Annotated in this window: 24 protein-coding genes and 1 pseudogene; 5 read left to right on the top strand and 20 right to left on the bottom strand. The window is 73.8% G+C overall.

Features of this window, described 5'->3' with window-relative positions:
- Positions 1-122 precede the first annotated feature (122 nt).
- Positions 123-560, top strand: coding sequence for a hypothetical protein (locus KME75_RS24300; RefSeq protein ID WP_219417188.1), 438 nt, complete (start codon positions 123-125; stop codon positions 558-560).
- A 2-nt stretch (positions 561-562) separates the two neighbouring features.
- On the opposite strand, the gene KME75_RS24295 is transcribed toward KME75_RS24300, so the two are convergent.
- The 12 genes from KME75_RS24295 to KME75_RS24240 form a co-directional block, all read right to left on the bottom strand.
- On the bottom strand, positions 563-1,045 hold the full coding sequence (locus KME75_RS24295) for a CoA-binding protein (protein WP_219417187.1): 483 nt from the start codon (positions 1,043-1,045) through the stop codon (positions 563-565).
- Positions 1,042-2,337, bottom strand: a complete 1,296-nt coding sequence (locus KME75_RS24290) for an O-acetylhomoserine aminocarboxypropyltransferase/cysteine synthase family protein (protein ID WP_219417186.1) — start codon at positions 2,335-2,337, stop codon at positions 1,042-1,044. Before KME75_RS24290 ends, KME75_RS24295 begins: the two co-directional genes overlap by 4 nt.
- Before the next feature lie 45 nt (positions 2,338-2,382).
- Positions 2,383-3,285, bottom strand: a complete 903-nt coding sequence (locus KME75_RS24285; protein ID WP_219417185.1) for an acyl-CoA thioesterase — start codon at positions 3,283-3,285, stop codon at positions 2,383-2,385.
- A gap of 184 nt (positions 3,286-3,469) precedes the next feature.
- Positions 3,470-4,891: a pyruvate kinase gene (gene pyk / locus KME75_RS24280; protein ID WP_219417184.1), complete on the bottom strand. Its 1,422-nt coding sequence runs from the start codon at positions 4,889-4,891 to the stop codon at positions 3,470-3,472.
- 143 nt (positions 4,892-5,034) lie between these two features.
- On the bottom strand, positions 5,035-5,673 hold the full coding sequence (locus KME75_RS24275; RefSeq protein WP_219417183.1) for a DUF2461 domain-containing protein: 639 nt from the start codon (positions 5,671-5,673) through the stop codon (positions 5,035-5,037).
- Complete coding sequence (gene lgt, locus KME75_RS24270; RefSeq protein ID WP_219417182.1) at positions 5,670-6,668, bottom strand: prolipoprotein diacylglyceryl transferase; 999 nt, start codon at positions 6,666-6,668, stop codon at positions 5,670-5,672. The genes KME75_RS24275 and lgt overlap by 4 nt, the downstream gene beginning before the upstream one ends.
- Before the next feature lie 191 nt (positions 6,669-6,859).
- Positions 6,860-7,651 carry a tryptophan synthase subunit alpha gene (trpA, locus tag KME75_RS24265; protein WP_219417181.1) on the bottom strand — a complete coding sequence of 264 codons (792 nt, stop codon included), beginning with the start codon at positions 7,649-7,651 and terminating at the stop codon, positions 6,860-6,862.
- The gene (trpB, locus tag KME75_RS24260; protein WP_219417180.1) at positions 7,648-8,952 is read right to left on the bottom strand and encodes a tryptophan synthase subunit beta; all 1,305 of its coding nucleotides are present in this window, start codon (positions 8,950-8,952) and stop codon (positions 7,648-7,650) included. Before trpB ends, trpA begins: the two co-directional genes overlap by 4 nt.
- Positions 8,949-9,773 carry an indole-3-glycerol phosphate synthase TrpC gene (gene trpC, locus KME75_RS24255; protein ID WP_219417179.1) on the bottom strand — a complete coding sequence of 275 codons (825 nt, stop codon included), beginning with the start codon at positions 9,771-9,773 and terminating at the stop codon, positions 8,949-8,951. The genes trpB and trpC overlap by 4 nt, the downstream gene beginning before the upstream one ends.
- Before the next feature lie 43 nt (positions 9,774-9,816).
- Positions 9,817-10,461, bottom strand: a complete 645-nt coding sequence (locus KME75_RS24250) for a Trp biosynthesis-associated membrane protein (protein WP_219417178.1) — start codon at positions 10,459-10,461, stop codon at positions 9,817-9,819.
- A complete protein-coding gene (locus KME75_RS24245) occupies positions 10,458-12,083 on the bottom strand; it encodes an anthranilate synthase component I (RefSeq protein WP_246632735.1) in 1,626 nt (541 codons plus the stop codon). Before KME75_RS24245 ends, KME75_RS24250 begins: the two co-directional genes overlap by 4 nt.
- Before the next feature lie 48 nt (positions 12,084-12,131).
- A complete protein-coding gene (locus KME75_RS24240) occupies positions 12,132-12,518 on the bottom strand; it encodes a VOC family protein (RefSeq protein ID WP_219417177.1) in 387 nt (128 codons plus the stop codon).
- 113 nt (positions 12,519-12,631) lie between these two features.
- Here KME75_RS24240 and KME75_RS24235 point away from each other — a divergent pair, with 113 nt between their 5' ends.
- Positions 12,632-13,258, top strand: a complete 627-nt coding sequence (locus KME75_RS24235) for a TetR/AcrR family transcriptional regulator (protein WP_372452653.1) — start codon at positions 12,632-12,634, stop codon at positions 13,256-13,258.
- Here the strand turns inward: KME75_RS24235 and KME75_RS24230 are convergent.
- From KME75_RS24230 to KME75_RS24220, 3 genes and pseudogenes are all read right to left on the bottom strand, one after another.
- Entirely contained in the window at positions 13,224-14,117 is an 894-nt protein-coding gene (locus KME75_RS24230) for a (2Fe-2S)-binding protein (RefSeq protein WP_219417175.1), read from the bottom strand. The two genes, KME75_RS24235 and KME75_RS24230, sit on opposite strands and share 35 nt — an antisense overlap.
- 175 nt (positions 14,118-14,292) lie before the next feature.
- A pseudogene (locus KME75_RS24225) lies at positions 14,293-14,951 on the bottom strand (response regulator transcription factor).
- 7 nt (positions 14,952-14,958) lie between these two features.
- On the bottom strand, positions 14,959-16,227 hold the full coding sequence (locus tag KME75_RS24220; RefSeq protein ID WP_308283029.1) for a sensor histidine kinase: 1,269 nt from the start codon (positions 16,225-16,227) through the stop codon (positions 14,959-14,961).
- Between the two features lie 107 nt (positions 16,228-16,334).
- Here KME75_RS24220 and KME75_RS24215 point away from each other — a divergent pair, with 107 nt between their 5' ends.
- Complete coding sequence (locus KME75_RS24215) at positions 16,335-17,285, top strand: hypothetical protein (RefSeq protein WP_219417173.1); 951 nt, start codon at positions 16,335-16,337, stop codon at positions 17,283-17,285.
- Between the two features lie 142 nt (positions 17,286-17,427).
- On the opposite strand, the gene KME75_RS24210 is transcribed toward KME75_RS24215, so the two are convergent.
- From KME75_RS24210 to hisH, 5 genes are all read right to left on the bottom strand, one after another.
- Positions 17,428-18,159 carry an alanyl-tRNA editing protein gene (locus KME75_RS24210; RefSeq protein WP_219417172.1) on the bottom strand — a complete coding sequence of 244 codons (732 nt, stop codon included), beginning with the start codon at positions 18,157-18,159 and terminating at the stop codon, positions 17,428-17,430.
- 31 nt (positions 18,160-18,190) lie between these two features.
- Positions 18,191-18,565 (bottom strand): phosphoribosyl-AMP cyclohydrolase, encoded by a 375-nt coding sequence (hisI, locus tag KME75_RS24205; protein WP_219417171.1) that lies wholly within the window; start codon positions 18,563-18,565, stop codon positions 18,191-18,193.
- A complete protein-coding gene (hisF, locus tag KME75_RS24200) occupies positions 18,562-19,335 on the bottom strand; it encodes an imidazole glycerol phosphate synthase subunit HisF (RefSeq protein WP_219417170.1) in 774 nt (257 codons plus the stop codon). The genes hisI and hisF overlap by 4 nt, the downstream gene beginning before the upstream one ends.
- Positions 19,332-20,099, bottom strand: a complete 768-nt coding sequence (priA, locus tag KME75_RS24195; protein ID WP_219417169.1) for a bifunctional 1-(5-phosphoribosyl)-5-((5-phosphoribosylamino)methylideneamino)imidazole-4-carboxamide isomerase/phosphoribosylanthranilate isomerase PriA — start codon at positions 20,097-20,099, stop codon at positions 19,332-19,334. The genes hisF and priA overlap by 4 nt, the downstream gene beginning before the upstream one ends.
- Before the next feature lie 72 nt (positions 20,100-20,171).
- Positions 20,172-20,807 (bottom strand): imidazole glycerol phosphate synthase subunit HisH, encoded by a 636-nt coding sequence (gene hisH, locus KME75_RS24190; RefSeq protein ID WP_219417168.1) that lies wholly within the window; start codon positions 20,805-20,807, stop codon positions 20,172-20,174.
- A 124-nt stretch (positions 20,808-20,931) separates the two neighbouring features.
- Here hisH and ehuB point away from each other — a divergent pair, with 124 nt between their 5' ends.
- Positions 20,932-21,891, top strand: a complete 960-nt coding sequence (gene ehuB, locus KME75_RS24185; RefSeq protein WP_219417167.1) for an ectoine/hydroxyectoine ABC transporter substrate-binding protein EhuB — start codon at positions 20,932-20,934, stop codon at positions 21,889-21,891.
- Positions 21,892-21,925: 34 nt separating this feature from the next.
- Entirely contained in the window at positions 21,926-23,509 is a 1,584-nt protein-coding gene (locus tag KME75_RS24180; protein ID WP_219417166.1) for a BCCT family transporter, read from the top strand.
- The last annotated feature ends 377 nt before the right edge of the window (positions 23,510-23,886 follow it).

Below are 23,886 nucleotides of genomic sequence, written 5' to 3'. Positions count from 1 at the left end.
CGGGCGACTCGCGGGGTGTTCCGCGAGTCGCCCGTTCTCGGCGCGCGAGTCGCCCTCCTCGTGTCGGCCGGTTCCGTGAAACCCTCCGCGCCGGTCCGTGTCCGGGACTACCGTCGACGTCCGTGACCCCTCCGCCACCGGAGCCGCGCCCGGAGGACGAGCGCCCGTCCTGGATGGGCGGGCCCGGCTACGTCCCCTACCGCGACGACCTGCCCCCGCACGCCCCGATGCCGGGCGCCCCGCCGTACCCGGAGGCACCCGAGCTTCCGCCCCCGCCGATCGGCAGGCGGCCCGCGGGCACCCGGTTCCGCGCCGCGCTCGGCGCAGCGGCGGTCTGGGCGGCGGTGAACCTCGTGCTCGTCCTCGTCGTGGCCGGGGCGCCCGGCAGCGCCCGCGTGTTCGGCGCGTTCCTCGGCGGCCTCATCGTGCCGACCCTGCTGGCCGCACTGGCCGTCTGGCTGATCGCCCGGCGCCGCGACTGGGGCTTCGGCCCGCTGGTTCTCGTCGCAGCACCGATCTTCTGGGTGCTGCGGGCCCTGCTGAACCTGCCTCTCGGCTGACCTCAGCGCGCCCGGCGCCGGGAGCTGATCACGCCCGTGTTGAAGCCCGCCACGTGCAGCCCACCGTGGAAGCGCGCGTGCTCCACCTTGAGGCAGCGGTCCATCACGACCTCCAGCCCGGCGGCCTCGGCGCGGCCCGCCACCTCCTCGTCGAACAGGCCGAACTGCAGCCAGAGCGTGCGCACCCCGCCGGGCAGCGTGAGCACCTCGTCCAGCACTCCGGGCAGGTCCTCGCGGCGGCGGAACACGTCGACGAGGTCGGGCACCACGGGCAGCGCGGCGAGGCCCGGGTACACCGGCCTGCCGAGGATCTCCGTGGCGTTCGGGTTGACGAAGTAGACGTCGTAGTCGGTGCTCGCCAGCAGGTACGTGGCCACGAAGTTGCTCGCCCTGGCCGGGTTCGGCGACGCCCCCACGACGGCGACGGCCCGCGTCTCCCGCAGCATCTGCTGCCGCCGGGTCGCCGACGGGTTCTCCCAGGTCATGCCGTTCCCTTCGCCGCGGCCGCCAGTGCCTGGTCGAGGTCCCAGAGGATGTCGTCGACGTCCTCCAGCCCGACGCTGATCCGCACCAGGTCCGGCGGGACGCCGGCGTCACGCAGCTGGTCGTCGGCGAGCTGCTGGTGGGTGGTGGAACCGGGGTGGATGACGAGCGTGCGGGCGTCCCCGACGTTCGCCAGGTGGCTGCACAGCTGCACGGACTCGATGAACCGCTGTCCCGCCGCGCGACCGCCGCGCACGCCGAACGAGAACACCGCGCCCGGTCCGAGCGGGAGGTAGCGCGCCGCACGGTCGTGGTGGGGGTGGTCGGGCAGCCCCGCCCAGCGCACGTAGGACACCCGCGGGTCCGCGTGCAGCCACTCGGCCACCGCCCGCGCGTTCGCCACGTGCGCCTCCATGCGCTGCGGCAGCGTCTCGACACCCTGCAGGAGCAGGAACGCGCTGTGCGGCGACAGCGAAGCCCCGACGTCCCGCAGCTGCTCGGCCCGCAGCTTCGTGAGGAACCCGAACTCCTGGAAGTTGCCCCACCAGCTGAGCCCACCGTAGGACGCCACCGGCTCGGTCATCTGCGGGAAGTGGCCGTTGCCCCAGTCGAACCGGCCCGACTCGATGACCACCCCGCCGAGCGTGGTCCCGTGGCCGCCGAGGAACTTCGTGGCCGAGTGGATCACGATGTCGGCGCCGTGCTCGATCGGCCGGCACAGGTACGGCGTGGCGAGCGTCGCGTCGATGACCAGCGGGATCCCGGCGGCGTGGGCGACGTCGGCGAGCCCGGTGATGTCGGCGACCTCGCCGCCCGGGTTGGAGACGACCTCTGCGAACAGCAGCTTCGTGCGGTCGGTGATCGCGGCGGCGAACGGGGCCGGGTCGCCACCCGCGACGAACGTGGTGTCGACGCCGAACCGGCGCAGGGTGACGTCCAGCTGCGTGATCGTGCCGCCGTAGAGGCCGGCCGCGGCGACGACGTGGTCGCCCGCCCCGGCGAGCGCCGCGAACGTCAGGAACTCCGCGGCCTGCCCGCTCGCCGTGGCGACGGCACCGAGCCCGCCGTCGAGGCTGGCCAGTCGCTCCTCGAGGACGGACACGGTGGGGTTGACGATCCGGCTGTAGGTGAGCCCATACTTCTGCAGCGCGAACAGGCTGGCCGCGTCCGTGGTGTCCTCGAACACGAAGCTCGTGGACTGGTAGATCGGGACGGCCCGGGCACCGGTGGCGGCGTCGGGGACGTGCCCGGCGTGCACGGCGCGCGTCCGGAAGCCCCAGCTCCGATCACTCATGGCCCCATCCTGCCTCCCCGGCGGGCGGGTTCGCGCGCGGGCGGGTCACTTGCGTCGCAGGCGGACCAGCCCTTCCTGCACGGTGGTGGCGACCAGTCGCCCGTCGCGGGTCGTGAACCGGCCGGTCGCCAGCCCGCGCGACCCCGAGGCCGTCGGCGAGTAGCAGGTGTAGAGCAGCCACTCGTCGGCGCGGAACGGGCGGTGGAACCACATCGCGTGGTCCAGGCTCGCCATCTGCACGGTCGTGGACGACATGTCGTGCCGGGCGATCACCGAGCCGAGCAGCGTGAGGTCGCTGGCGTAGGTGAGCAGGCAGACGTGCAGCAGCCGGTCCGGCGGCAGGGTGCCGTCGGCGCGCATCCAGACGCGGGTGGGGGTGTCGGAGCCCTCGGTGCGGTCGGCGGACCAGACGGGTTCGTCGACGAACCGGATGTCCAGCGGCCGCGGGGTGTCGGACATCCAGCCGGCTCCGCGGCCGCCGGCGACGCGCTGGCCGAGGTCGGGCAGCGCCTCCGGGTCGGGGACGTCGACGGGCGCGGGCTCGGTGTGCTCCAGGCCCTCCTGGGGGAGCTGGAACGACGCCGACAGCGAGAAGATCGCCTCACCGTGCTGGATCGCGAGCACCCGGCGGGTGGTGAACGAGCGCCCGTCGCGCACCCGCTCGGTCTCGTAGACGATCGGCACGCGCGGGTCGCCGGGGCGGATGAAGTAGGCGTGCAGGGAGTGCACGTCGCGGTCCTCGGGCACCGTGCGCCCGGCCGCGACCAGCGCCTGGCCCGCCACCTGGCCGCCGAACACGCGGGTGGGGCTCTGCGGCGGGCTGACGCCGCGGAACAGGTTCACCTCGAGCTGCTCGAGGTCGAGCAGCTGCACCAGCCCGTCCAGCACCGCCTGGCCGCGGGGTGCGCCATCGGCGGCGATCTCGGGGGTCGTGGAGGAACGGGTCACCGCGGCATCCTCTCAGGTGCGACGGTGCCCGCTCGCCCCGTGGTGCGGGAGCCCGCGCACGGAGCGGCCCACACCGTCGCTGATCAAGGCGCTGACGTCCCTTGTCGATCTGTCGGGACGACAGCAGCGCCTTGATCAGCGGGTTTCCGTCCGGCTCCGGGCGGCGCCGCGGATCGGCACGCCGTCAGGCGTGGTCCTCCTCGCCCAACCGGTGCACCCGGATGAGGTTGGTGGACCCGACGGTGCCGGGCGGTGACCCGGCCACGATGACGACGAGGTCGCCGGGCTGGAACCGCGCGATGGACAGCATCGCGTGGTCGACCTGGCGGACCATGGCGTCGGTGTTGTCGACGAAGTCGACGAGGAACGTCTCGACGCCCCAGCTCACCGCGAGCTGGCTGCGCACGTCGGGCGTGGGCGTGAACGCGAGCAGCGGCAGCCGGGAGTGCAGCCGCGCGAGGCGGCGGACCGTGTCGCCGGACTGTGTGAACGCCACCAGCGCCCGCGCCGACAGCCGCTCGCCGATGTCGCGGGCGGCGTAGGACAGCACGCCCCGCTTGGTGCGCGGCACGTGGTTGAGCGGCGGCACGTTCACCGGGCCGTCCTCCACGGCCTCGATGATCTGCGCCATCGTCTGCACGGTCTTGATCGGGTAGCGGCCCACGCTGGTCTCGCCGGAGAGCATCACCGCGTCGGTGCCGTCGAGCACGGCGTTGGCGACGTCGGACGCCTCGGCGCGCGTCGGGCGCGAGTTGGTGATCATCGAGTCGAGCATCTGGGTGGCGACGATCACCGGCTTGGCGTTCTCGCGGGCGATCTGGATGGCCCGCTTCTGGACCAGCGGCACGTGCTCGAGCGGCAGCTCGACGCCGAGGTCGCCGCGGGCGACCATCACGCCGTCGAAGGCGAGCACGATGGCCTCGAGGTTGTCGACGGCCTCCGGCTTCTCCAGCTTCGCGATCACGGGCAGGCGGACGCCCTTCCCGTCCATGATCTTGTGCACCATGTCGATGTCGGCCGGGCTGCGCACGAACGACAGCGCCACGACGTCGACCCGCAGGTCCAGCGCGAACTCGAGGTCCGAGCAGTCCTTGTCGCTCAACGCCGGGACCGACACGTTCATGCCGGGCAGCGAGATGCCCTTGTTGTCGCTGACCGGGCCGCCCTCGGTGACCTCGCAGACCACGTCGAGGCCCTCGACCTTGGTGACGCGCAGGCCGACCTTGCCGTCGTCCACGAGCAGCCGGTCGCCGGGACGGGCGTCGTCGGCGAGCCCGGCGTAGGTGGTGGACACGCGGTCGTGGGTGCCGGCCACCTCCTCGACGGTGATCCGCACCTCCTCACCGGTGCGCCACTCGACGGGACCGCCGGCGAAACGACCGAGGCGGATCTTGGGGCCCTGCAGGTCGGCGAGAATGCCGACGGCGCGCCCCTCGGCGTCGGCCGCCTGGCGCACCATCTCGTAGACGCGCTTGTGGTCGTCCCGGCTGCCGTGGCTGAAGTTCAACCTGGCGACGTCCATGCCGGCCTGGACCAGCTCACGGATCCGCTCCGGCGTGGCGGTGGCGGGTCCCAGGGTGCAGACGATTTTTGTGCGGCGGCTCACGCGAACGAGTCTAGACCCTGTTCTGAAACGATCAGGTTGCGGCTTCCCTTCGATCGGGGGAACGCCGCCGGACGTCAGGAAAGCCACGTTCCGGACGCTGAACGACAGGAACGTTGCTTTCCTGACGCAGGGAGGCGGGACGGCTAGCGGCGCGGCTGCTCACTCGGCCCGACGTGGTCGGCCAGCCATTCGGTGAGCGGCCGCAGCGCCCGCCACGTGCCGGCCACCCGCTCCTGAGTGCCGGGCTCGTGCAGCACGTCGTCGGGAGGCCAGCTGCGCCAGCCGTACAGGCCCTTGTGCCGCAGGAGCTCCAGCCGCGGGTGGTCGGGGTCGACGCCCCGCGGCCGCGTGCGGAGCGTCTCGCCCGCCACGGCGATGCCGTCGGCCTGGAGCGCGGCGATGCGCTTCTCGAGGTCCGTGCCGCGCCGCTCGTCGTCGACCGCGGCGCGGTAGCGCGCCACCTGGTCGGACGCCATCTGGTAGTAGCCGGCGGCGGCCATCAGCCCGTCGGCGCCGACCTGGACGTAGAACGGGCCGGCGATACCGCCGCAGTGGGTCTTGTACGGGGTCTTGTCCGCCGAGAAGCGCACGTCCCGGTACGGACGGAAGATCTTGCCGCTCCCGAACTCGGGTTCCAGCGCGTCGAGCAGCGCCTGCATCGGGCCCCGGACGTCGCGCTCGTACACCGCGCGCTGGTCGGTCCAGTAGGCCTTCGAGTTGTCGACGGCGAGCCCGTCGTAGAACTCGACGGCCCCGTCGCCGAATCCCGCGAAGCCCGTCACGGCGCTCGGTCGCGCGTCGACTCCGCCGCGGGCTCGCTGCGGTCGCGCTCCTCGTCGGGCTCGGCACCCTCGGCCGTGCTGTCCTTCTCCTCCTCGTGCGTCGGCGCGTCGGCCTCGGCGCCGTCCGGTGCGGGCAGCACCTCACGCGGCTTGCGCACCAGCGCGATGTAGAGCACGGCTCCGAGGAAGACCAGCGCGGACACGACGACGTTGACGCGCAGGTCGCCGAATACGCGCGTGGCGTAGTCGGTGCGCATCTGCTCGATGAAGAACCGGCCGGCCGTGTAGCCCGCGACGTACACCGCGAACGCCCGGCCGTGGCCCAGCCGGAAGCGCCGGTCGGCCCACACCACGAGCGCGGCGACGCCGAGGTTCCACAGCAGCTCGTAGAGGAACGTCGGGTGCACGACCGCGATCGGGGTGGGGTCGATCGCCACCCCCTCGAGCGGGTCGGGCGCCCCCGTCACCGGGTCGACGCGCTCGTAGATCTCCAGGCCCCACGGCAGCGTGGTCGGCGCGCCGTACAGCTCCTGGTTGAACCAGTTGCCCAGCCGCCCGATCGCCTGCGCCGTGACGATGCCCGGCGCCACGGCGTCGGCGAAGAACGGCAGCGGCACCCCGCGGCGGCGGCAGCCGATCCACGCACCGACGCCGCCGAGCGCGATCGCCCCCCAGATCCCGAGGCCGCCCTGCCAGATGTAGAGCGCCTCGATCGGGTTGCCGCCGGGACCGAAGTAGGTGCGCCAGTCGGTGGCGACGTGGTACAGCCTGCCGCCGACCAGACCGAACGGGACCGCGAACACCGCGATGTCGACGACAGTGCCCGGTTCCCCGCCGCGGGCGACGAACCGGCGCTCACCCCACAGCACCGCGACGACGATGCCGGCGATGATGCACAGCGCGTAGGCGCGGATCGGGATCGGGCCGACGTACCACACCCCGCGGTCCGGGCTCGGAATGTTGGCCAGCACGGCGCTGGCGACGGCGAGGCTCACTGCTCCACGGTATCGCCCGCGCGCGCGGACGAACGTGCAGGACACCAGCGACCCACCCGCCGGAGCCGCCGGGGCCCGCCGGTGGCGCCGCCGAATGCCAGCAAGGTGGCTTTACTGCCACTGGGCGGCAGTATGGCCACCTTGCTGCAACACAGGGCGCGGGCGGGCGGCCCAGGGCAGGCCCGCGTGCGTCAGGCCGGTAGCGGGGTGCGGCGGACGCCGCCTGCCAGGTCCGCCGCCAGCGCGCGGACGGCCTCCGGGCCGCCCTGCTCCGCCGCCGTCACGAACGCGGAGCCGACGATCACGCCGTCGGCGAACCCGGCGACCTCGGCGGCCTGCTCGGCCGATCGGACCCCGAGCCCGACCCCGATCGGCAGGTCGGTGTGGCGCCGGCAGCGGGCCACCAGCTCCGGCGCGGCGGACGCGACGGCGTCGCGCGCGCCCGTGACGCCCATCGTCGACGTCGCGTAGAGGAATCCGCGGCTCGCCGCCGCCGTGGCCGCGATCCGCTCGTCGCTCGACGACGGCGCCACGAGGAAGATCCGGTCCAGGCCGTGGGTCTCGGAGGCGGCGAGCCACTCGTCGGCCTCGTCCGGGATGAGGTCGGGGGTGATCACGCCCAGCCCGCCGGCCGCCGCGAGGTCGCGCGCGAACGCGTCGACGCCGTAGCGCAGCACCGGGTTGTAGTAGGTCATGACGACCGCGCGGCCGCCCGCGGCCGACACCCGCTCGACGACCGACAGCACGTCGCGCAGCCGGGTGCCGGCGCGCAGGGCCGTGTCGGCGGCGGCCTGGATCGTGGGGCCGTCAATGACGGGGTCGGAGTAGGGGATGCCGACCTCGAGGAGGTCACAGCCGCCCTCGACCAGCGCGTTCAGCAGGTCCACCGAGCCGTCGACGGTCGGGTAGCCCGCCGGGAGGTAGCCGACCAGGGCGCCGCGGCCCTCGGCGCGGCAGCCCGCGAACACGTCCTGCACGCTCATGCCGGCGTCCCCTCCGTCAACGAGGCTTCCGCGATGGCGGTGCCGCTCGCCTCCTCGGCGCTCTCGTCGCCCGAGATCATGCCGAACCACTTCGCGGCGGTGTCGACGTCCTTGTCCCCGCGCCCGGACAGGTTCACCAGGATCACACTCTCCGGACCCAGCTCGCGGCCCAGCCGCAGCGCCCCGGCCACGGCGTGCGCCGACTCGATCGCCGGGATGATCCCCTCGGTGCGGCAGAGCAGCGCGAACGCCTCCATCGCCTCCGCGTCGGTGACCGGCCGGTACTCCGCGCGCCCGAGGTCCTTCAGCAGCGCGTGCTCCGGGCCGACACCCGGATAGTCCAGGCCCGCGGAGATCGAGTACGACTCCTCGGTCTGGCCGTCGGCGTCCTGCAGCAGGTACGACAGCGCCCCGTGCAGCGCGCCGGGCGAGCCCTCGGTGAGGGTGGCGCCGTGGCGGCCCGTCTCGATGCCGTCGCCGCCGGGCTCGAGGCCCACCAGCCGGACGTCGGCGTCGTCGAGGAACGCGTGGAAGATGCCGATCGCGTTCGACCCGCCGCCCACGCATGCCGCGACCGCGTCGGGCAGCCGGCCGGTGCGCTCCAGCACCTGCTCGCGGGCCTCCAGGCCGATGATGCGGTGGAAGTCGCGCACCATCGTGGGGAACGGGTGCGGGCCGGCGACCGTGCCCAGCAGGTAGTGCGTGTTCCCGACGTTGGTGACCCAGTCGCGCAACGCCTCGTTGATCGCGTCCTTGAGGGTGCGCGAGCCCAGCTTCACCGGCACGACCTGCGCGCCGAGCAGCCGCATCCGCGCCACGTTGAGCGCCTGCCGCTCGGTGTCGACCTCGCCCATATAGACGACGCACTCCAGGCCCAGCAGCGCGCAGGCGGTGGCCGTGGCGACGCCGTGCTGACCGGCGCCGGTCTCGGCGATCACCCGCGTCTTGCCCATCCGCTTGGTGAGCAGCGCCTGGCCGAGCGCGTTGTTGATCTTGTGCGAGCCGGTGTGGTTGAGGTCCTCGCGCTTGAGCAGGATCCGCGCCCCGCCCGCGTGCTCGCCCAGTTTCGGCGCGTCGGTGAGCGGCGAGGGCCGCCCGGAGTAGTCGCGGTGCAGCCGGTCGAGCTCGTCGAGGAACTCGCGGTCGCCGCGGGCCTTCTCGTAGGCGGTCTCCAGCTCGTCGAGCGCCGCGATCAGCGCCTCGGGGACGAACCGCCCCCCGTAGCGTCCGAAGTGGCCGCGCTCGTCCGGCTCGTGCCCGGACGGCGTGGCGATGCCGTCGCTCGCCTTGCAGCTAGTCACCGCACCATTCTGGAGCACGACGGATGGAAGCCCGCAGCCACCAGGCTGCGCACCGCCGCCTGCGGATCGCCGCTGGTGACGAGGCCCTCGCCGACGAGCACGGCGTCGGCGCCCCAGCCGGCGTAGGTGAGCAGGTCACCCGGGCCCCGGACACCCGACTCGGCCACCCGCAGCACGTCGCTGGGCAGCCCGGGCGCGATCCGCCCGAAGATCGTGCGATCGACCTCGAGGGTGTGCAGGTTGCGCGCGTTGACTCCCATGAGTTTGGCGCCCGCCTCCAGCGCGCGGTCGGCCTCCTCCTCGGTGTGCACCTCGACGAGCGCGGTCATCCCGAGCGACTCGACCCGGTCCAGCAGCGCGTCGAGCACGTTCTGCTCCAGCGCCGCGACGATCAGCAGCACCAGGTCGGCGCCGTACGCGCGGGCCTCGTGCACCTGGTAGGGGCTGACGATGAAGTCCTTGCGCAGGATCGGGATGTCGACGGCGGCCCGGACGGCCGCCAGATCGGCCAGCGACCCGCCGAACCGGCGCTGCTCGGTGAGCACGCTGATCACCCGCGCGCCGCCCTCGGCGTAGGACGCCGCGAGCTCGGCGGGATCGCCGATCGACGCCAGATCGCCCTTCGACGGGCTGCGCCGCTTGACCTCGGCGATCACGCCGATGCCGGGCGCCCGCAGGGCGGCCATCACGTCCCGGGGCGGCGCGGCCGCCGTCGCCCGCCGCTTGATCTCGGTGAAGTCGACCTCTGCCTCGCGCACCGCGAGATCGGCCCTGACACCGTCCACGATGGAATCGAGGACACTCGCTCCGCCGCGCTCCATGGCAGTGGTCCCCCTCTCCGGATAGGGCCGGGCGCGAATCATGCTAGACATCGCTGCTCCGCCGCCCGTCGTCAGGATCGTCCCCCGCGGCTTCCGGGCGCTCCGCGGTGGGGTCCCGCCCAGCGTCCAGCTCCTGCCACGCGGCACGGTCCGGGTCCGGTTCCACCCGCCGCGCACCGGGAGCGGAGTACCGCGCCCCGAACCGCGGCAGCCGCCGTTCCCACACGATGACGAACAGCCCGGCCATCAGCATGGCCACGCCGCCGGCGATGACGAGCACCGGCGCGAGCGTCGCCTCCACCGGCTGGTAGCGCAGCGCCTCGACCGACACGCCCGGCGGGGGCTGCGGCAGTGATGCCGCGGGCGCGTCCGTCGCGTACGGGTCCCGCATCGAGGCCGCGGGCACGATCACGTTCATCCCGAACCCGACGACGGCGAACAGCAGCCCCACGAGCCTCCGCAGCACACCGCCCGTGGCCACCACCCCGGCGATCCCGGCAAGCGCGAGCAGCGCCACGCCGGTCAGCCACGCCGCGACGTGCCCGCCGGTGAGCTCGACGACCTCGCCGCCGACCGCCGTCACCCGGTACCAGACGGCGGCCGATCCGCCCCACAGCAGGCCCGCCGCGACCGCCAGTGCCGCGCAGATGCCGAGCAACGAGCGCGGGCTGCGCGCCTTCTCGGTCACCGGGGCGTGGTGGAGGTCACCGACGGACCGGCTGGCGGCCGCGGCGGCGCGAGCGACCCCGCCCCGCCGCCATCGCCCGCACCCGCATCGGGTGCGGCCAACGTCGCCGCCGTCGCCACCGCCGACAGCACCGCCCGCGCCTTGTTCAGGCACTCGGTGTCCTCGGCGACCGGGTCGGAGTCGGCCACGATCCCGCCGCCCGCCTGCACGTACGCCACGCCGTCGCGCACCAGCGCCGTGCGGATCGCGATGGCCGTGTCGGCGTTTCCCGCGAAGTCGAGGTAGCCCACGATCCCGCCGTAGAGCCCGCGCCGGGTCGGCTCCAACTCCTCGATGATCTCCATCGCCCGCGGCTTCGGGGCACCCGACAGAGTCCCCGCGGGGAAGCAGGCCGTGACGGCGTCGAACGCGTTGCGGTCGCGACGCAGCGTGCCGGTGACGGTCGACACCAGGTGCATGACGTGGCTGTAGCGCTCCACCGAGAAGAAGCTGTGCACCTTCACGCTGCCCGGCTCGCACACCCGGCCCAGGTCGTTGCGGCCCAGGTCGACGAGCATGACGTGCTCGGCGCGCTCCTTCTCGTCGTGGCGCAGCTCCTTCTCCAGGAGGAGGTCCTCCTCCTCCGTGGCCCCGCGCCACCGGGTGCCCGCGATCGGGTGCGTGGTCGCCTTGCCGTCGCGGACAGTGACGAGCGCTTCGGGGCTGGACCCCACGATGTCGAAGCGGTCGCCTGCCGCGGAGGCCAGCCGCAGCAGGTACATGTACGGGCTCGGGTTGGTGGCGCGCAGCACGCGGTAGACGTCGAGCGGGTCGGCCCGGCACTCGGTCTCGAACCGCTGCGAGACCACCACCTGGAAGGCCTCGCCCGCCCGGATCTGCTCCTTCGCCGCCTCGACGGCAGCGTGGTGCTCCTCCGCGCTGCGGCGCCGGGTGAACTGCGGCTCGGCGGGCCGGTAGACCGCCACGGTGGACGGCGCGGGCGCGGCGAGCTCGGCGGTCATCCGGTCCAGCCGCGCCACGGCGTCGTCGTAGGCCTCGTCGACGCGCTCGTCGCTGGCGTCCCAGTTGATCGCGTTGGCGATGAGCGTGATCGTGCCCTCGTGGTGGTCGACGGCGGCCAGGTCGGTGGCCAGCAGCATCACCAGCTCGGGGATCCGCAGGTCGTCCGCGGCGAGCGACGGCAGCCGCTCCAGGCGGCGCACGATGTCGTAGCCGAGGTAGCCGACCATGCCGCCGGTGAGCGGGGGCAGCCCCGGCAGCGGCTCGCTCTGCAGCTCCTCCACCACCGTGCGCAGCGCGGCGAGCGGGTCGCCGTCGGTGGGCAGCCCGGCCGGGACCTCGCCGGTCCAGGTCAGGGTGCCGTCCACTGCGGTGAGCGCGGCCGCGCTGTGCGCGCCGACGAACGACCAGCGCGACCAGGACCTGCCGTTCTCCGCCGACTCGAACAGGAACGTGCCGGACCGGTCACCGGCCAGCTTGCGGTAGACCCCGACGGGGGTCTCGTCGTCGGCGAGCAGCCGACGGGTCACCGGGATCACCCGGTGCCCGACGGCCAGCGCGCGGAACTCCTCGCGGCTGGGGGTGACCGCGCCGAGGGCGCCGGCGGGCGCGGTGACGGTCATGCCCGCCATTGTGGCAAGCACGGCCGCCACCGCTCCCGTGCGGTCGACCTACGCCGATTCGACGATCACCAGGTTGTTCCCGTCCACGTCGCGGAAGGTGAACATCGGCGGCACGTGCGGCATGCGCAGCACCTCCGGATCGGTGTCGACCCCGTGCGAGCGCAGGTACGCGTGGTCGGCGCCGGCGTCGGTGGTGGTGAACCGGATGCCGGTGTCGACGCCCACCGCGGCGCCGTCCGCGGCGGCGGTGAGGGCGACCGATGTCGTCGACCTGGGTGGGGCGACCTCGACCCACCGCCCGGCGCCGAACGGCCCGTCCAGCCGCGTCTCGAACCCGAGCGTGCCGACGTAGAACTCGAGCGCGCGGTCCTGGTCGCGCACCGGCACCGCCACCGTCCGGATGTCGGCGATGCAGGTGCGGGTGGTGACGTCCATCTCATCCTCCTGATCGCGCCCCCAGCGGGGCGCTCATGGGAGACGTAGGTGCCGTCGCGCCCGTTTCGACATCCCACGGGAAGGACTTCTCCATGGAACCGGAAGATGGAGCCGTGGCCGCACCCGATGGCAAGCCCGCGCCGCGGCGCCGGGGCCGCAGGCCCGGTGGCGTCGACACCCGGGCCCAGCTGCTCGCCGCCGCCCGCGCGGAGTTCGCCGCGCGCGGCTACGACGGCGCCACCGTGCGCGTGATCGCCGACCGGGCGGGCGTCGACCCGGCGATGGTCAACCATTGGTTCGGCGGCAAGGAAGGGCTGTTCACGGCGTCGCTGGACCTGCCGGTGAACCCCGCCGTGGAGCTCGCCGAGGTCGTCCCCGGCGACCCCGAGCACCTCGCGGAGCGGATCCTCGCGCGGTTCCTGCAGGTCTGGGACGACACGGGGGCGGCGTCCATCAGCGCGCTGCTGCAGAGCGTGGCGAGCCACGAGGACGCCGCCCGGATGCTGCGCGAGTTCATCAGCCGCGTGCTCGTCGCGAAGGTGGTGGCCCCGGTGGCGCCCGACCGGCCCGAGCTGAGGGCCACGCTGTGCGGCACCCAGGTGCTCGGACTGGCCGTCGTCCGGTACGTGCTGAAGGTGGAGCCGCTGGCGTCGGCGGACCACGCCACCGTGGTGGGCGCGGTGGCGCCGAATCTGCAGCGCTACCTCACCGGCCCGCTACCGGCAGCGGAGCCGGCGTGAGCCGGGTCCCCACCGGCTCCAGCGCGTCGAGGAACGAGGTGAACCGGCGCGCGCGGTCGTCGCCGCAGAGGAACGGGCACGTCATGCAGTACTCGTCGCCGGGGCGCTCGGTGGCCGGCTCGGTCTTGTAGTAGAGGCAGCAGGCCGCGCGGACCGGGACGGCGTAGCTCCGGTCGCGCCACAACAGCGGCTCGTGCACGGCCCGACCGCGGATCCGGGCACCGTGCGCGACGAGCGCGTCGACGAGGGCAGTGCCGAGCTCACGCGCGGCCCGCTGGTCGGTGTGCGCGTAGAGCGGCACGTACGCGGCGGCGCTGCGCACCGCGTCGGCGGCGCCGTTCCACAGCGGCACGACGCCGTAGCGGGTGGCCGCGCGCACGGCCTGGAACAGCGGCTCCAGCGTCGCGACGGCCCGGCTCGCGACGCGGTCGAGCAACGCGCCGGTGTCGGGCAGGACCGCGGTGCCGGGAGTGCCCGCCGCCGGGTCGTCGGGCAGCACGAGACCGGTGGCGCCGCGCACGGCGACCTGGTCGAGGTAGCCGTCGGTCCGGTGCACCGCGAGGTTGGCGGCGTCGACGTCCCACGCCCGCCGCTCCAGCAGCAGCGCCGCCGTGACGCGACCGAGCACGGCGTGCGTGAGCGCGCCGCCGACGGCGGTGGCGGCGACCGAAGCGAGCCGCTGCGGGTTGTCCCGCTCCCGCGCCTCGGCGCACCAGTCCTCGACGACCTGCGGCGTCAGGTCCGCCACCGGCGACCAGCCCGACTCGGCCGGAACCCCGAGCCGCACCGCGTAGGCGTCCGGATACTCGGGGCGCAACCCGCGCAGCCGAAGCACGGTGCCGTCCAGAACCGGTGACATGAAGGGCAGCCTAACCTCTGGTAGGCCCGGCTGAGAAGACCCGATCACCCGCGCGTGCCCCGCCCCGCCCCGCCCCGCCGATTGCAGCAAAGCCACTTTCATGCCACGACGTTGCGTGAAAGTGGCTTTGCTGCAACAGGGGACGGGCGGCGGCGCGGGGAGAATGCGGACGGGGTCAGGCGTCGGCCGGGCGGCGGGGGTCGATGAAGCCCGACTCTAGGCCGTCACGACGGCCTGGGTGCGGTCCCGGGCGCCGAGCTTGGCGAGCACGTTGCCCACGTGCGTCTTCACCGTCTCCACGCCCACCACCAGTTCGCGGGCGATCTCGGCGTTGGACAGCCCCCGCGCCATCCAGCGCAGCACCTCGCCCTCCCGCTCGGTGAGCCCGGCTCCGCGCAGTGCGTCGCCGCCGGAGCGGCCCTGCGTGGCGATGAGGTCGCGCACGGCGGCGGGGAACAGCAGCGACTCCCCCGCGGCGACCGTGCGCACCGCCTGCACGATCTCCGCGGGCCGGGCGCGCTTGAGCAGGAAGCCGGTGGCGCCGGCCTGCAGTGCGTCGTAGACGTGGCCGTCGTTGCCGAACGTGGTGAGCACCAGCACGCGCGGCGGCTCCTGCAGCGCGGTGACGAGGTGCCGGGTCGCGGTGATCCCGTCCACCGCGGGCATCCGGACGTCCATGAGCACCACGTCGGGGCGAAGCCTGCGGACCAACCCGGGCACCTCGGCGCCGTCATCGGCCTCGCCCAGCACCGTGATGTCCGGTTCGGCGTCGAGGATCGCCCGGAGCCCGGCGCGCACCAGCTCCTCGTCGTCCACCAGCAGCAGTCCGATCACGGCAACATCATCCCCGCCCGATCATCCCCGCCCGATCATCCCGCCCGTCCAGCGGCAGCCGAATCGCCACCCGCCAGACGTCCCCGTCGGGCCCGGCGAACAGCTCGCCCCGCAGCACCCGCACGCGCTCCCGCATCCCGGCGAGGCCGCGTCCGCCGCCCATACGCTCGACGGCGGGCGCTCCGAGCGGGTTGGTCAGCTCCAGGTCGAGCCGGCCGGACCCGATCTCGACCCGGACGGCCACCGGCACCGGCCCGGCGTGCCGCAGCGCGTTGGTGAGCCCCTCCTGCAGAATCCGGTACGCCTCGCGCGAGGCCGCGCGCGGCACCTCGGACGGCGCGCCGACGAGCTCGGCGTCGACCGTCACCCCGGCCGAGCGGGCCCCGGCCAGCAGCGCGTCGAGGTCGGTCAGGTCGGGCTGCGGGGTGCGGTCCGGTTCGGTCGCCCGGTCGCCCTCCCGCAGGAGCCCCAGGACGTGGTCGAGGTCGGCGAGCGCACTGCGGCCCGCCTCGGCGATCGCGTCCAGGGCCCGCGCGACGAACGCCGGGTCGGTGTCGAGCACCCGCGCGGCGGCGCCCGCCTGCAGCGTGGTGACGGTCAGCGCGTGCCCGACCCAGTCGTGCAGCTCCCGCGCGAGCCGGTTGCGCTCGGCGAGCGCCCGTTCGGCGGCCTGGGACCGCGCGAGCTCCACGGCCATGCGCTCGGCCGGGGTCGGACCGAGGAACCGCGGCGCGAGCCGGGCCAGCGCCGCGCCCGCGGCCGCCACCGCGTGCAGCAGGAGCACCGGCATCAGGAGCGCGGCCACGGGCATCCACGCCGCGGCGGCACCGGTCGGGAACGGCGGCAGCGAGCGCCACGGCGCGAGGAGGAACCCGAGCGCGCTCGGCAGCACGATCAGCGTCACCAGCGCCGCGACGGCGCCTGTCAGCAGGTTCAGCAGGAGCCAGCCCGCGGCGCGGCGACGCGCGGGCCAGGCGTCCTCGGTGGCCGGGTCCGGATCGGGCACCGTGGCCCCGAGCAGCGCGCGGGCCGCGGTGATCTCCAGTGCCCGCACGCCCGGGACGAGCGCCACGCCGACCGCGGCGCCCGTGGCCACCACCAGCATCAGCAGCAATGCGAGCGAGTCGACCTCGCGGATGCCCGCATAGACGACGAACAGCACCACCAGCGCCGCATACGGCAGCGCGATCACCGCGCCCAGCAGCAGGTGCACGTAGCGGCGGTAGGTCAGCCCCGAGGTGACGGGGGCGAGGAACGACCGCAGCGGGCGGGGCACGCGACGATCGTGGCAGAGCGTCCCGGGTCACCCCTCCCCCGTCCGGGGGAGGCGGATCACGCGCGGGCGGGAGCCTTCAGCGCGCCGTACCCGGCACCGTCTCCCCCATGACGACCTCCGCGAGTCGGCACGCACCGGCGCCCGAGTTGCACGTTCCCGGCGCCGCCCTGGCGCCGCCGCCGCTGCTGCGCGCAGCCGGCTGGGCCGCCGCGGCCGGCACCCTGCCCTACCTCGCGCTCAAGACGGTCTGGCTGACCGGTGGCACCACGGGCGTCACGGACCCGGCCTTCCTCGCCGACCCCACGATCGGCGCGCTCAACGCCGTGACGCTCGCGATGGACCTCGTGGTGATCGTGCTCGCGCTCGCGCTGACCCACCGCTGGGGCGAGCGGATCCCCGTGTGGCTGGTGCTGCTGCCGATGTGGGTGGGCACCGGGTTCCTCGTGCCGATGGCGGTGTCGATCCTGCCGGCGACTCTCGTCTCGGCCGTCGCGGCCGGAGCTGCCACGAACGCGGCCCTGGAACCGTGGGTGCAGCCGCTGGTGTACGGCGGGTTCGCCTGGCAGGGCGTCTTCCTCGCCGTCGCGTTCGCCGGGCACGCGCGCCGGCGCTGGGGGGCCGCCGTGGCCGTTCCCGCCCCGCCCGCGCGGGCGCTCGCCCCGCTGCTGAGGGTGATCGCCGGGGGCGGCACGGCGATGGCTGCGCTGAGCGCCGGGCTGCACGTCGCGTTCGGCCTGGGCACCGGCGATCCCGTGGCGATCGGGGTGGAGACGATCAACGCCGCGCTCGCCGTCGCCGGAGCCGTGGGTGTGCTCGCCCTGGCGCGCGGCCGCGGGATCCATCGGTGGTCGGCCGTCGCCGCCGGCTGGACCGGCAGCGCGGCGATGTTCTCGTGGGGGCTCTACACCGCCGTGATCACCATGGCCGACACGCCCTTCGACGCGAGCCATCCGGTCGGGGGGATGGCGCAGCTGACCGGGCTCCTCGGCGGGTTCGCCCTCGCCGTCGCCGGGCTGCTGGCACTCGCCGGCACCGGCGTGGCCCGCCCCCAGCGGTAGCCGCCCGCACGCGAGTCGCCCGAAACCGACCCGCGAGTCGCCCCGTTCCGACCCGCGAGTCGCCCCGTTCCGGCCCGCGAGTCGCCTGGTTCCGGCCCACGAGTCGCCCCGTTCCGGCCGACCCGACCGCCGGCCGGGACGCTCAGCCCACGGCCGGGTCCGTGACCTTGATCCGCACGCGCTTGTTGCCCTTGCCCTTCGACTCGGTGCCCGTGACCCGCACCGCGCCGACCTCGGCCGTGCTCGCCACATGGGTGCCGCCGTCGGCCTGCTTGTCCAGCCCCACGATGTCGATCACCCGCAGCGGGTCGATCTCGCGCGGGATCAGGTTGGCGGCGGTGCGGATCAGCGCGGGGTCGGCGTCGGCGGCGTCCCGGCCGAGGAACTCGACCACGACCGCGCGGGCCGCCGCCAGCTCCTCGTTGATCCGCGACTCCAGCCTGCGACCCAGCTCGGCGGAGATCGTCTCCAGCGGGAAGTCCAGCCGCCCGCTCCCGGGCTCCATGTTCCCGCCGGTGACCGGGATCGCGAACTCCGCCCACACCACCCCGCACAGCACGTGCAGCGCCGTGTGGGTGCGCATCAGCAGGTGGCGGCGGCCCCAGTCCAGCTCCCCCGCGAGCTCGACGCCCGGCGCGGGCAGCTCGGGCGCGTCCACCCAGTGCCAGATGCGGCCCGCCTCACGCTTCACCCGGGTGACCGCGGCCCGCCCGGCGCCCCAGTCCAGCGTGCCCAGGTCGTGCGGCTGCCCACCCCCGCCCGGATAGAACGCGGTGCGGTCCAGCGCCACCCGCCCGGCCGCCCGGTCGACCTCCACCAAGGAGGCCTCGAACGAGCGCCGGTAGGCGTCGGTGGCGAACAGCTCCTCGGTCACGCGCCGTCCCCGGCGAGCAGGACGTCGGTGCTCATTCGCCGTCCCCGGCAAGCAGGACGTCGGTGTCGAAGCACGTCCGCGTCCCCGTGTGGCACGCCGCCCCCGTCTGGTCGACGACGACCAGCACGGCGTCACCGTCGCAGTCCAGCCGCACCTCGTGCACCTGCTGGACGTTGCCCGACGTCGCGCCCTTCACCCAGTACTCCTCGCGCGAGCGCGACCAGTACGTGGCCCGGCCCGTGGTGAGCGTGCGGTGCAGCGCCTCGTCGTCCATCCACGCCACCATCAGCACCTCACCGGTGCCGCGCTGCTGCGTGACGGCGCAGACCAGCCCGTCGGGCGTGCGCTTCAGCCGGGCCGCGATCGCGGGGTCGAGCGCGGGGTCGACCACACGGCCGTCGGTCATCGCACCTCCACGTCCGCGGCCCGCAGGCTCTCCTTGACGTCGCGGATCCGGAAGTGGCCGAAGTGGAACACGGTGGCCGCGAGCACCGCGTCGGCGCCGGCCCGCACGGCGGGGACGAAGTGCTCCACCGCGCCCGCCCCGCCGCTGGCGATCACCGGCACGTCCACCGCCTTGCGGACGGCGGAGATCATCTCGAGGTCGAATCCGGCGCGCGTGCCGTCGGCGTCCATCGAGTTGAGCAGGATCTCCCCGACCCCGAGCTCCTGGCCGCGGGCGGCCCACTCGACCGCGTCGATCCCGGTGCCGCGCCGCCCGCCGTGCGTGGTGACCTCCCAGCCGGACGGCGTGGGTGCCGAGCCCGCGGGGACCTTGCGCGCGTCGACCGACAGCACGATGCACTGCGCGCCGAACCGGCGGCTCGCCTCGTGCAGCAGCTCCGGACGCGCGATGGCCGCGGTGTTGATGCTGACCTTGTCGGCGCCCGCGCGCAGCAGCGTGTCGAGGTCGTCGGTGCTGCGGATGCCCCCACCGACGGTGAGCGGGATGAACACCTGCTCGGCCGTGCGACGCACGACGTCGAGCATGGTGGCCCGCCCGCCGGACGACGCGGTGACGTCGAGGAACGTCAGCTCGTCGGCGCCCTCGGCGTCGTAGATCCCGGCCATCTCGACGGGGTCGCCCGCGTCGCGCAGGTCGGCGAAGTTGACGCCCTTGACGACCCGACCGGCGTCGACGTCGAGGCAGGGGATCACCCGGACGGCGACGGTCATCCGGCGGCCCGCCCCGCCGCATCGACCGCGCGTACCGCGGCGAGTGCCTCGGGGAGGGTGAACCGGCCGGCGTAGAGCGCGCGGCCGACGATCGACCCCTCGATGTTGACACCGCTCGCCGCCACCTCGGCCAGGGCGACCAGGTCGCCGACCTCGGCGATCCCGCCAGAGGCGATCACGGGCGCCTTCGTGGCACCGGCGACGTCGCGCAGGAGCTGGGTGTTGGGGCCGCGCAGGGTGCCGTCCTTGCTGACGTCGGTGACGACGTACCGGGCGCACCCGTCGCGGTCGAGCCGCTCGAGGACCTCCCAGAGGTCACCGCCGTCGGTGGTCCAGCCGCGGGCGGCGAGCCGATGGCCCGCTTCGGTGATCCGCACGTCGAGGCCGACGGCGATGCGCTCGCCGTGCCGGGCGATCGCGCGGGCGCACCACTCCGGGTCCTCGAGCGCAGCGGTGCCGAGATTGATCCGGGCGCACCCCGTGCCGAGCGCGCGCTCGAGCGAGGCGTCGTCGCGGATGCCGCCGGACAGCTCCACGGCGACGTCGAGCTCGCCGATCACGCCGGCGAGCAGCTCGGCGTTGGAGCCGCGCCCGAACGCGGCGTCGAGGTCGACGAGGTGGATCCACTCCGCCCCGTCGTTCTGCCACTGGAGGGCGGCCTCCCGCGGCTCGCCGTATCCGGTCTCGGTGCCGGCCTCGCCCTGGACCAGGCGGACGGCCTGGCCGTCGGCGACGTCGACGGCGGGAAGCAACGTGAAGCTCACACAGGGAAGCCTACCGAGCGCACAGCGCGCGCCCCGCAGGTCACCCGCTGATGTCCGCTCCACAAGCTCCGCTCAGCCGACGACGTCGCGCAGCCAGTTCTGCAGCACGGCCGCGCCGGCGTCCCCGGACTTCTCCGGGTGGAACTGGGTGGCGGCGAGCGGGCCGTTCTCGACGGCGGCCACGAAGTCCTCGCCGTGGTGCGCCCACGTGACGAGCGGCGGCGCCAACACGTCCGACTCCTCCATCTCCCACCGGCGCACCCCGAAGGAGTGCACGAAGTAGAAGCGGGTGTCGGCGTCCAGCCCGGCGAAGAAGGTGGAACCGGCGGGGGCGCGGACGGTGTTCCAGCCCATGTGCGGCAGCACGTCGGCCTTGAGCCCTTCGACCGTGCCCGGCCACTGCCCGCAGCCCTCGGTGCGCTCGCCCCATTCGACCCCGCGGTCGAACAGGATCTGCATCCCCACGCAGATGCCCAGCACCGGACGGCCGCCCGCGAGTCGCTTCTCGATGATGCGCGGACCGTTGACGGCAGCGAGCCCCGTCATGCACGCGCCGAACGCACCGACGCCCGGCACGACGAGGCCGTCGGCATCGAGAGCGGCGTCGGCGTCGGCCGTGACGGTGACGTCGGCGCCGACGCGGCGCAACGCGCGTTCCGCGGAACGTAGGTTGCCCGATCCGTAGTCCAGCACGACGATCCGTGACACGCCCTCCAGGGTACGCGCCGCGGTGGCGGCGGGGCGCCGCCGGACGACCCACCGCTGCCACGAACGGTGACGGCCCCGGCGCCAGGAGTGGCGGGACCGATCGTGTTCCGGGACCGTGCGCAGGATGGAGGAGCACGTGTGGGCCTGGTCACGTCGCCGGTTCCTGCAGGGTGCCCTGCTCGTGGGCGGTGTCGCCGCCACGGGCGGCTGTGGGGGCCTCGGGTTCGGCGACACGCTGGAACGGATCCGGGAGGCCGGCGTGGTGCGGCTCGGGATCGCCGGGGAGCGGCCCTACGCCTATGCCGAGGACGAACAACTGCTCGGCGCGACCGCGGCCGTGCACCGGGCGGTGTTCCAACGGATCGGCGAGATCGACGTCGAAGGCGTCGTCAGCCCGTTCGGCGAGCTGATCGAGGGCCTCAACGGCGGCAGCTTCGACGCCGTGGCCGCCGGCATGTTCGTCACGGCGGCGCGGTGCGACCTCGTCGCGTTCTCCGACCCCGTCTACTGCGCTCCAACCGGGTTCCTCGTGGCGCGGGGGAACCCGCAGGGGCTGCGCAACTTCGACTCGGTGGCCCAGGCAGGCGCGCGGCTCGTCGTGCTGGGCGGGACGGTCGAGCGGGAGTATGCGCGCGCCGCCGGGGTGGGCGCCGACCGGATCGTTCCGGTCGGGTCGCAGGAGGACGGCCTCGATGCGGTGGCGGACGGCCGTGCCGACGTGTTCGCCCTGACCAGCCTGTCCCTGCGCAGCCTCCTCGAACAGGCCCGACAGGAGCCGCCGCCACCGGGTGCGGCGCAGCCGCCGGCCGTCGAGCAGGTCGAGCTCGTCGAACCGTTCACCCCGGTGATCGACGGGGTGCCGCAACTCGGGTGCGGGGCCGCCGCGTTCCGTGCCCCCGACGACGACCTGCGGGAGGCCTTCAACCGCGAGCTGGCGGCGCTGCAGGAGGAGGGCGCTCTGCTCGAGCTGCTGGCCCCGTACGGGTTCACCCGGGCCGAGCTGCCGCCGCCGGACGTCACCACGGAGCAGCTCTGCGAGGTCGGCGGTGTCACCGGAGCGGAGCTGGATCCGCTGCCGCGCTGAGTCGGCGACCCGGCCTCCTTGTGCCTCACACATCATGACGACCGAGGCCGGCTCAGCCGACACCCAGCGCAGTGAGCCGCCGCGCTGGCGTGCGGGCGTGGACATGCCGGTGGCGTTGACCGCCGGCGGGCTGACGGTGGCGTTCCTGGTGGCCGGGCTGCTGTTCACCGACCAGGTGCGGGTCGGTGCCTCGCACATCTACACGTTCATCGCCGAGAAGCTCGGCTGGATCTACGTGCTGTCCACGGCGGCGTTCGTCTTCTTCCTCCTCGCCGTCGGGATCAGTCGGTTCGGACGGATCCGGCTGGGCGGCCCGGACAGCAGACCGGAGTACTCCACCTTCTCCTGGATCTCGATGATGTTCGCGCTCGGCGTGGGCATCGGGCTGATCTTCTACGGGGCGGCCGAGCCCGCGCTGCTCTACACCGCGCGCCCGCCCGGCGGTCCCCCGGCGGAGACCGACCAGGCCGCGATCGTCGCGATGCAGTACTCGCTGTTCCACTGGTGCCTGCACCCGTGGGCGTTCTTCGGCGTCGCCGGGCTCGCGCTGGCCTACGCGATCCACAACAAGGACCGGCCGTCGCTGGTGACCTCGACGCTGCGCCCGCTGCTCGGTAAGCGGGTCGGTACCGGATCGGGCCGGACGATCAACACTTGGGTGATCGTCACGACGCTGGTCGGCAACGCCGTGACGCTGGGGCTGGGCACCCTGCAGATCGTGGCCGGGCTGGGCTTCGTCGCCGGCGTCGAGCGGTCGAACTGGGTGCTCATCGTCGTGGTCGTGGTACTGACCATCGGCTTCCTGTTCTCCGCCGTGGCCGGTGTGGACCGGGGGATCAAGCGGCTCGCCGACTTCAACTCGCTGCTGGCGATCGCCCTGATGCTCTTCCTGTTCGTGCTCGGCCCGATCGCGTTCATCCTCGATCTGATGTCGGAGGCGCTCGGCGGCTACCTGTTCAACTTCATCCCGCTGGCCTTCGAGACCAACGCGTTCGACGAGGGCACCTGGATGCAGAACTGGACGATCTTCTTCTGGGCCTGGAGGATCTCTTGGGCGCCCTACGTCGGGTCGTTCCTCGCCAAGATCTCGCGGGGCCGGACGATCCGGGAGTACATGCTGGGCGTGCTGATCGCACCGAGCGCCGCCACCGTCGTGTGGTTCGCCGTGGTCGGCGGCACCGCGCTCAACCTGCAGTTCACCGGCGAGCGTGACATCGGCGCCGCGGCTGCCGAGAGCCCGCAGGCCGCGCTGTTCGCAGTGCTGGAGGCGTTCCCGGCCAGCACCGTCACCAGCATCGCGGTGATCATCCTCGCCGGCGTGTTCTTCGTGAGCGGGGCGGACGCCGGCGCGATCGTGCTCGGCACGTTCGCCTCCCGCGGCAACCCCGAGCCGCAGAAGTGGCTCGTGCTGGTGTACGGATCCTTGATCGGGTTCGTGGCGCTCGCCCTGCTGATCATCGGTGGCCTCGACGCGCTACAGTGGGGCGCGCTCGTGGCCGCGTCACCGTTCGTGCTGGTCCTGATCGCCATGTGTGTGGGCTTTGCCCTCGACGTGCGCGCGGACGTACGGGCGGATCCGAACCTCCTTCCCCGGCCCACGCGGGCCCGGGGAACCTGATCCGGCGCCGCGCCGACCGGTCCGGACAGCCGGGCGCCGAGTGGCCCTTACCGAGCGCGCATCCGTTCCCTAGGTGGCTGGTGTCGAACGGCTGGTTCGGGAGCGGGACCGGGTCGGCGTGTGGTTCATGCGGGCTCCTGGGTGGGGATGGGGCCAGGTGTCAGGCCAGGCCGGGATGCGGTTCCGCGGAACCGCGTTGTTCCGCCGGGGGCGCTCGGCTCCGCTCTGGCTCGGGCAGGGAGTCTTGTTTCTGCTGGTCAGGGTGCCACCGCCCATCCGTGGGCGGTTTTGCGGACCCCGAGCACGGCCAGCCGGGCGAGGTTGACCGCGCCGGCGAGTAGCCGGAAGTCGGCGTCGACGCGGACGGTGCCGCGGAC

The organism is Pseudonocardia nigra (assembly GCF_019396355.1).
Taxonomy (GTDB): Bacteria; Actinomycetota; Actinomycetes; order Mycobacteriales; family Pseudonocardiaceae; genus Pseudonocardia; species Pseudonocardia nigra.
This window is presented reverse-complemented; position numbering and strand designations above follow the sequence as displayed.

Excerpts from the sequence above, each read along its gene's own strand:
- KME75_RS24295 (WP_219417187.1), bottom strand. The coding sequence starts at position 1,045 with ATGACCTGGGAGAACCCGTCGGCGACCCGGCGGCAGCAGATGCTGCGG.
- KME75_RS24290 (WP_219417186.1), bottom strand. The coding sequence starts at position 2,337 with ATGAGTGATCGGAGCTGGGGCTTCCGGACGCGCGCCGTGCACGCCGGG.
- trpA (WP_219417181.1), bottom strand. The coding sequence starts at position 7,651 with ATGAGCGTGCAGGACGTGTTCGCGGGCTGCCGCGCCGAGGGCCGCGGC.
- trpC (WP_219417179.1), bottom strand. The coding sequence starts at position 9,773 with ATGGAGCGCGGCGGAGCGAGTGTCCTCGATTCCATCGTGGACGGTGTC.
- KME75_RS24245 (WP_246632735.1), bottom strand. The coding sequence starts at position 12,083 with ATGACCGTCACCGCGCCCGCCGGCGCCCTCGGCGCGGTCACCCCCAGC.
- KME75_RS24240 (WP_219417177.1), bottom strand. The coding sequence starts at position 12,518 with ATGGACGTCACCACCCGCACCTGCATCGCCGACATCCGGACGGTGGCG.
- KME75_RS24230 (WP_219417175.1), bottom strand. The coding sequence starts at position 14,117 with ATGTCACCGGTTCTGGACGGCACCGTGCTTCGGCTGCGCGGGTTGCGC.
- KME75_RS24215 (WP_219417173.1), top strand. The coding sequence starts at position 16,335 with ATGACGACCTCCGCGAGTCGGCACGCACCGGCGCCCGAGTTGCACGTT.
- hisI (WP_219417171.1), bottom strand. The coding sequence starts at position 18,565 with ATGACCGACGGCCGTGTGGTCGACCCCGCGCTCGACCCCGCGATCGCG.
- hisF (WP_219417170.1), bottom strand. The coding sequence starts at position 19,335 with ATGACCGTCGCCGTCCGGGTGATCCCCTGCCTCGACGTCGACGCCGGT.
- ehuB (WP_219417167.1), top strand. The coding sequence starts at position 20,932 with ATGGAGGAGCACGTGTGGGCCTGGTCACGTCGCCGGTTCCTGCAGGGT.
- KME75_RS24180 (WP_219417166.1), top strand. The coding sequence starts at position 21,926 with ATGACGACCGAGGCCGGCTCAGCCGACACCCAGCGCAGTGAGCCGCCG.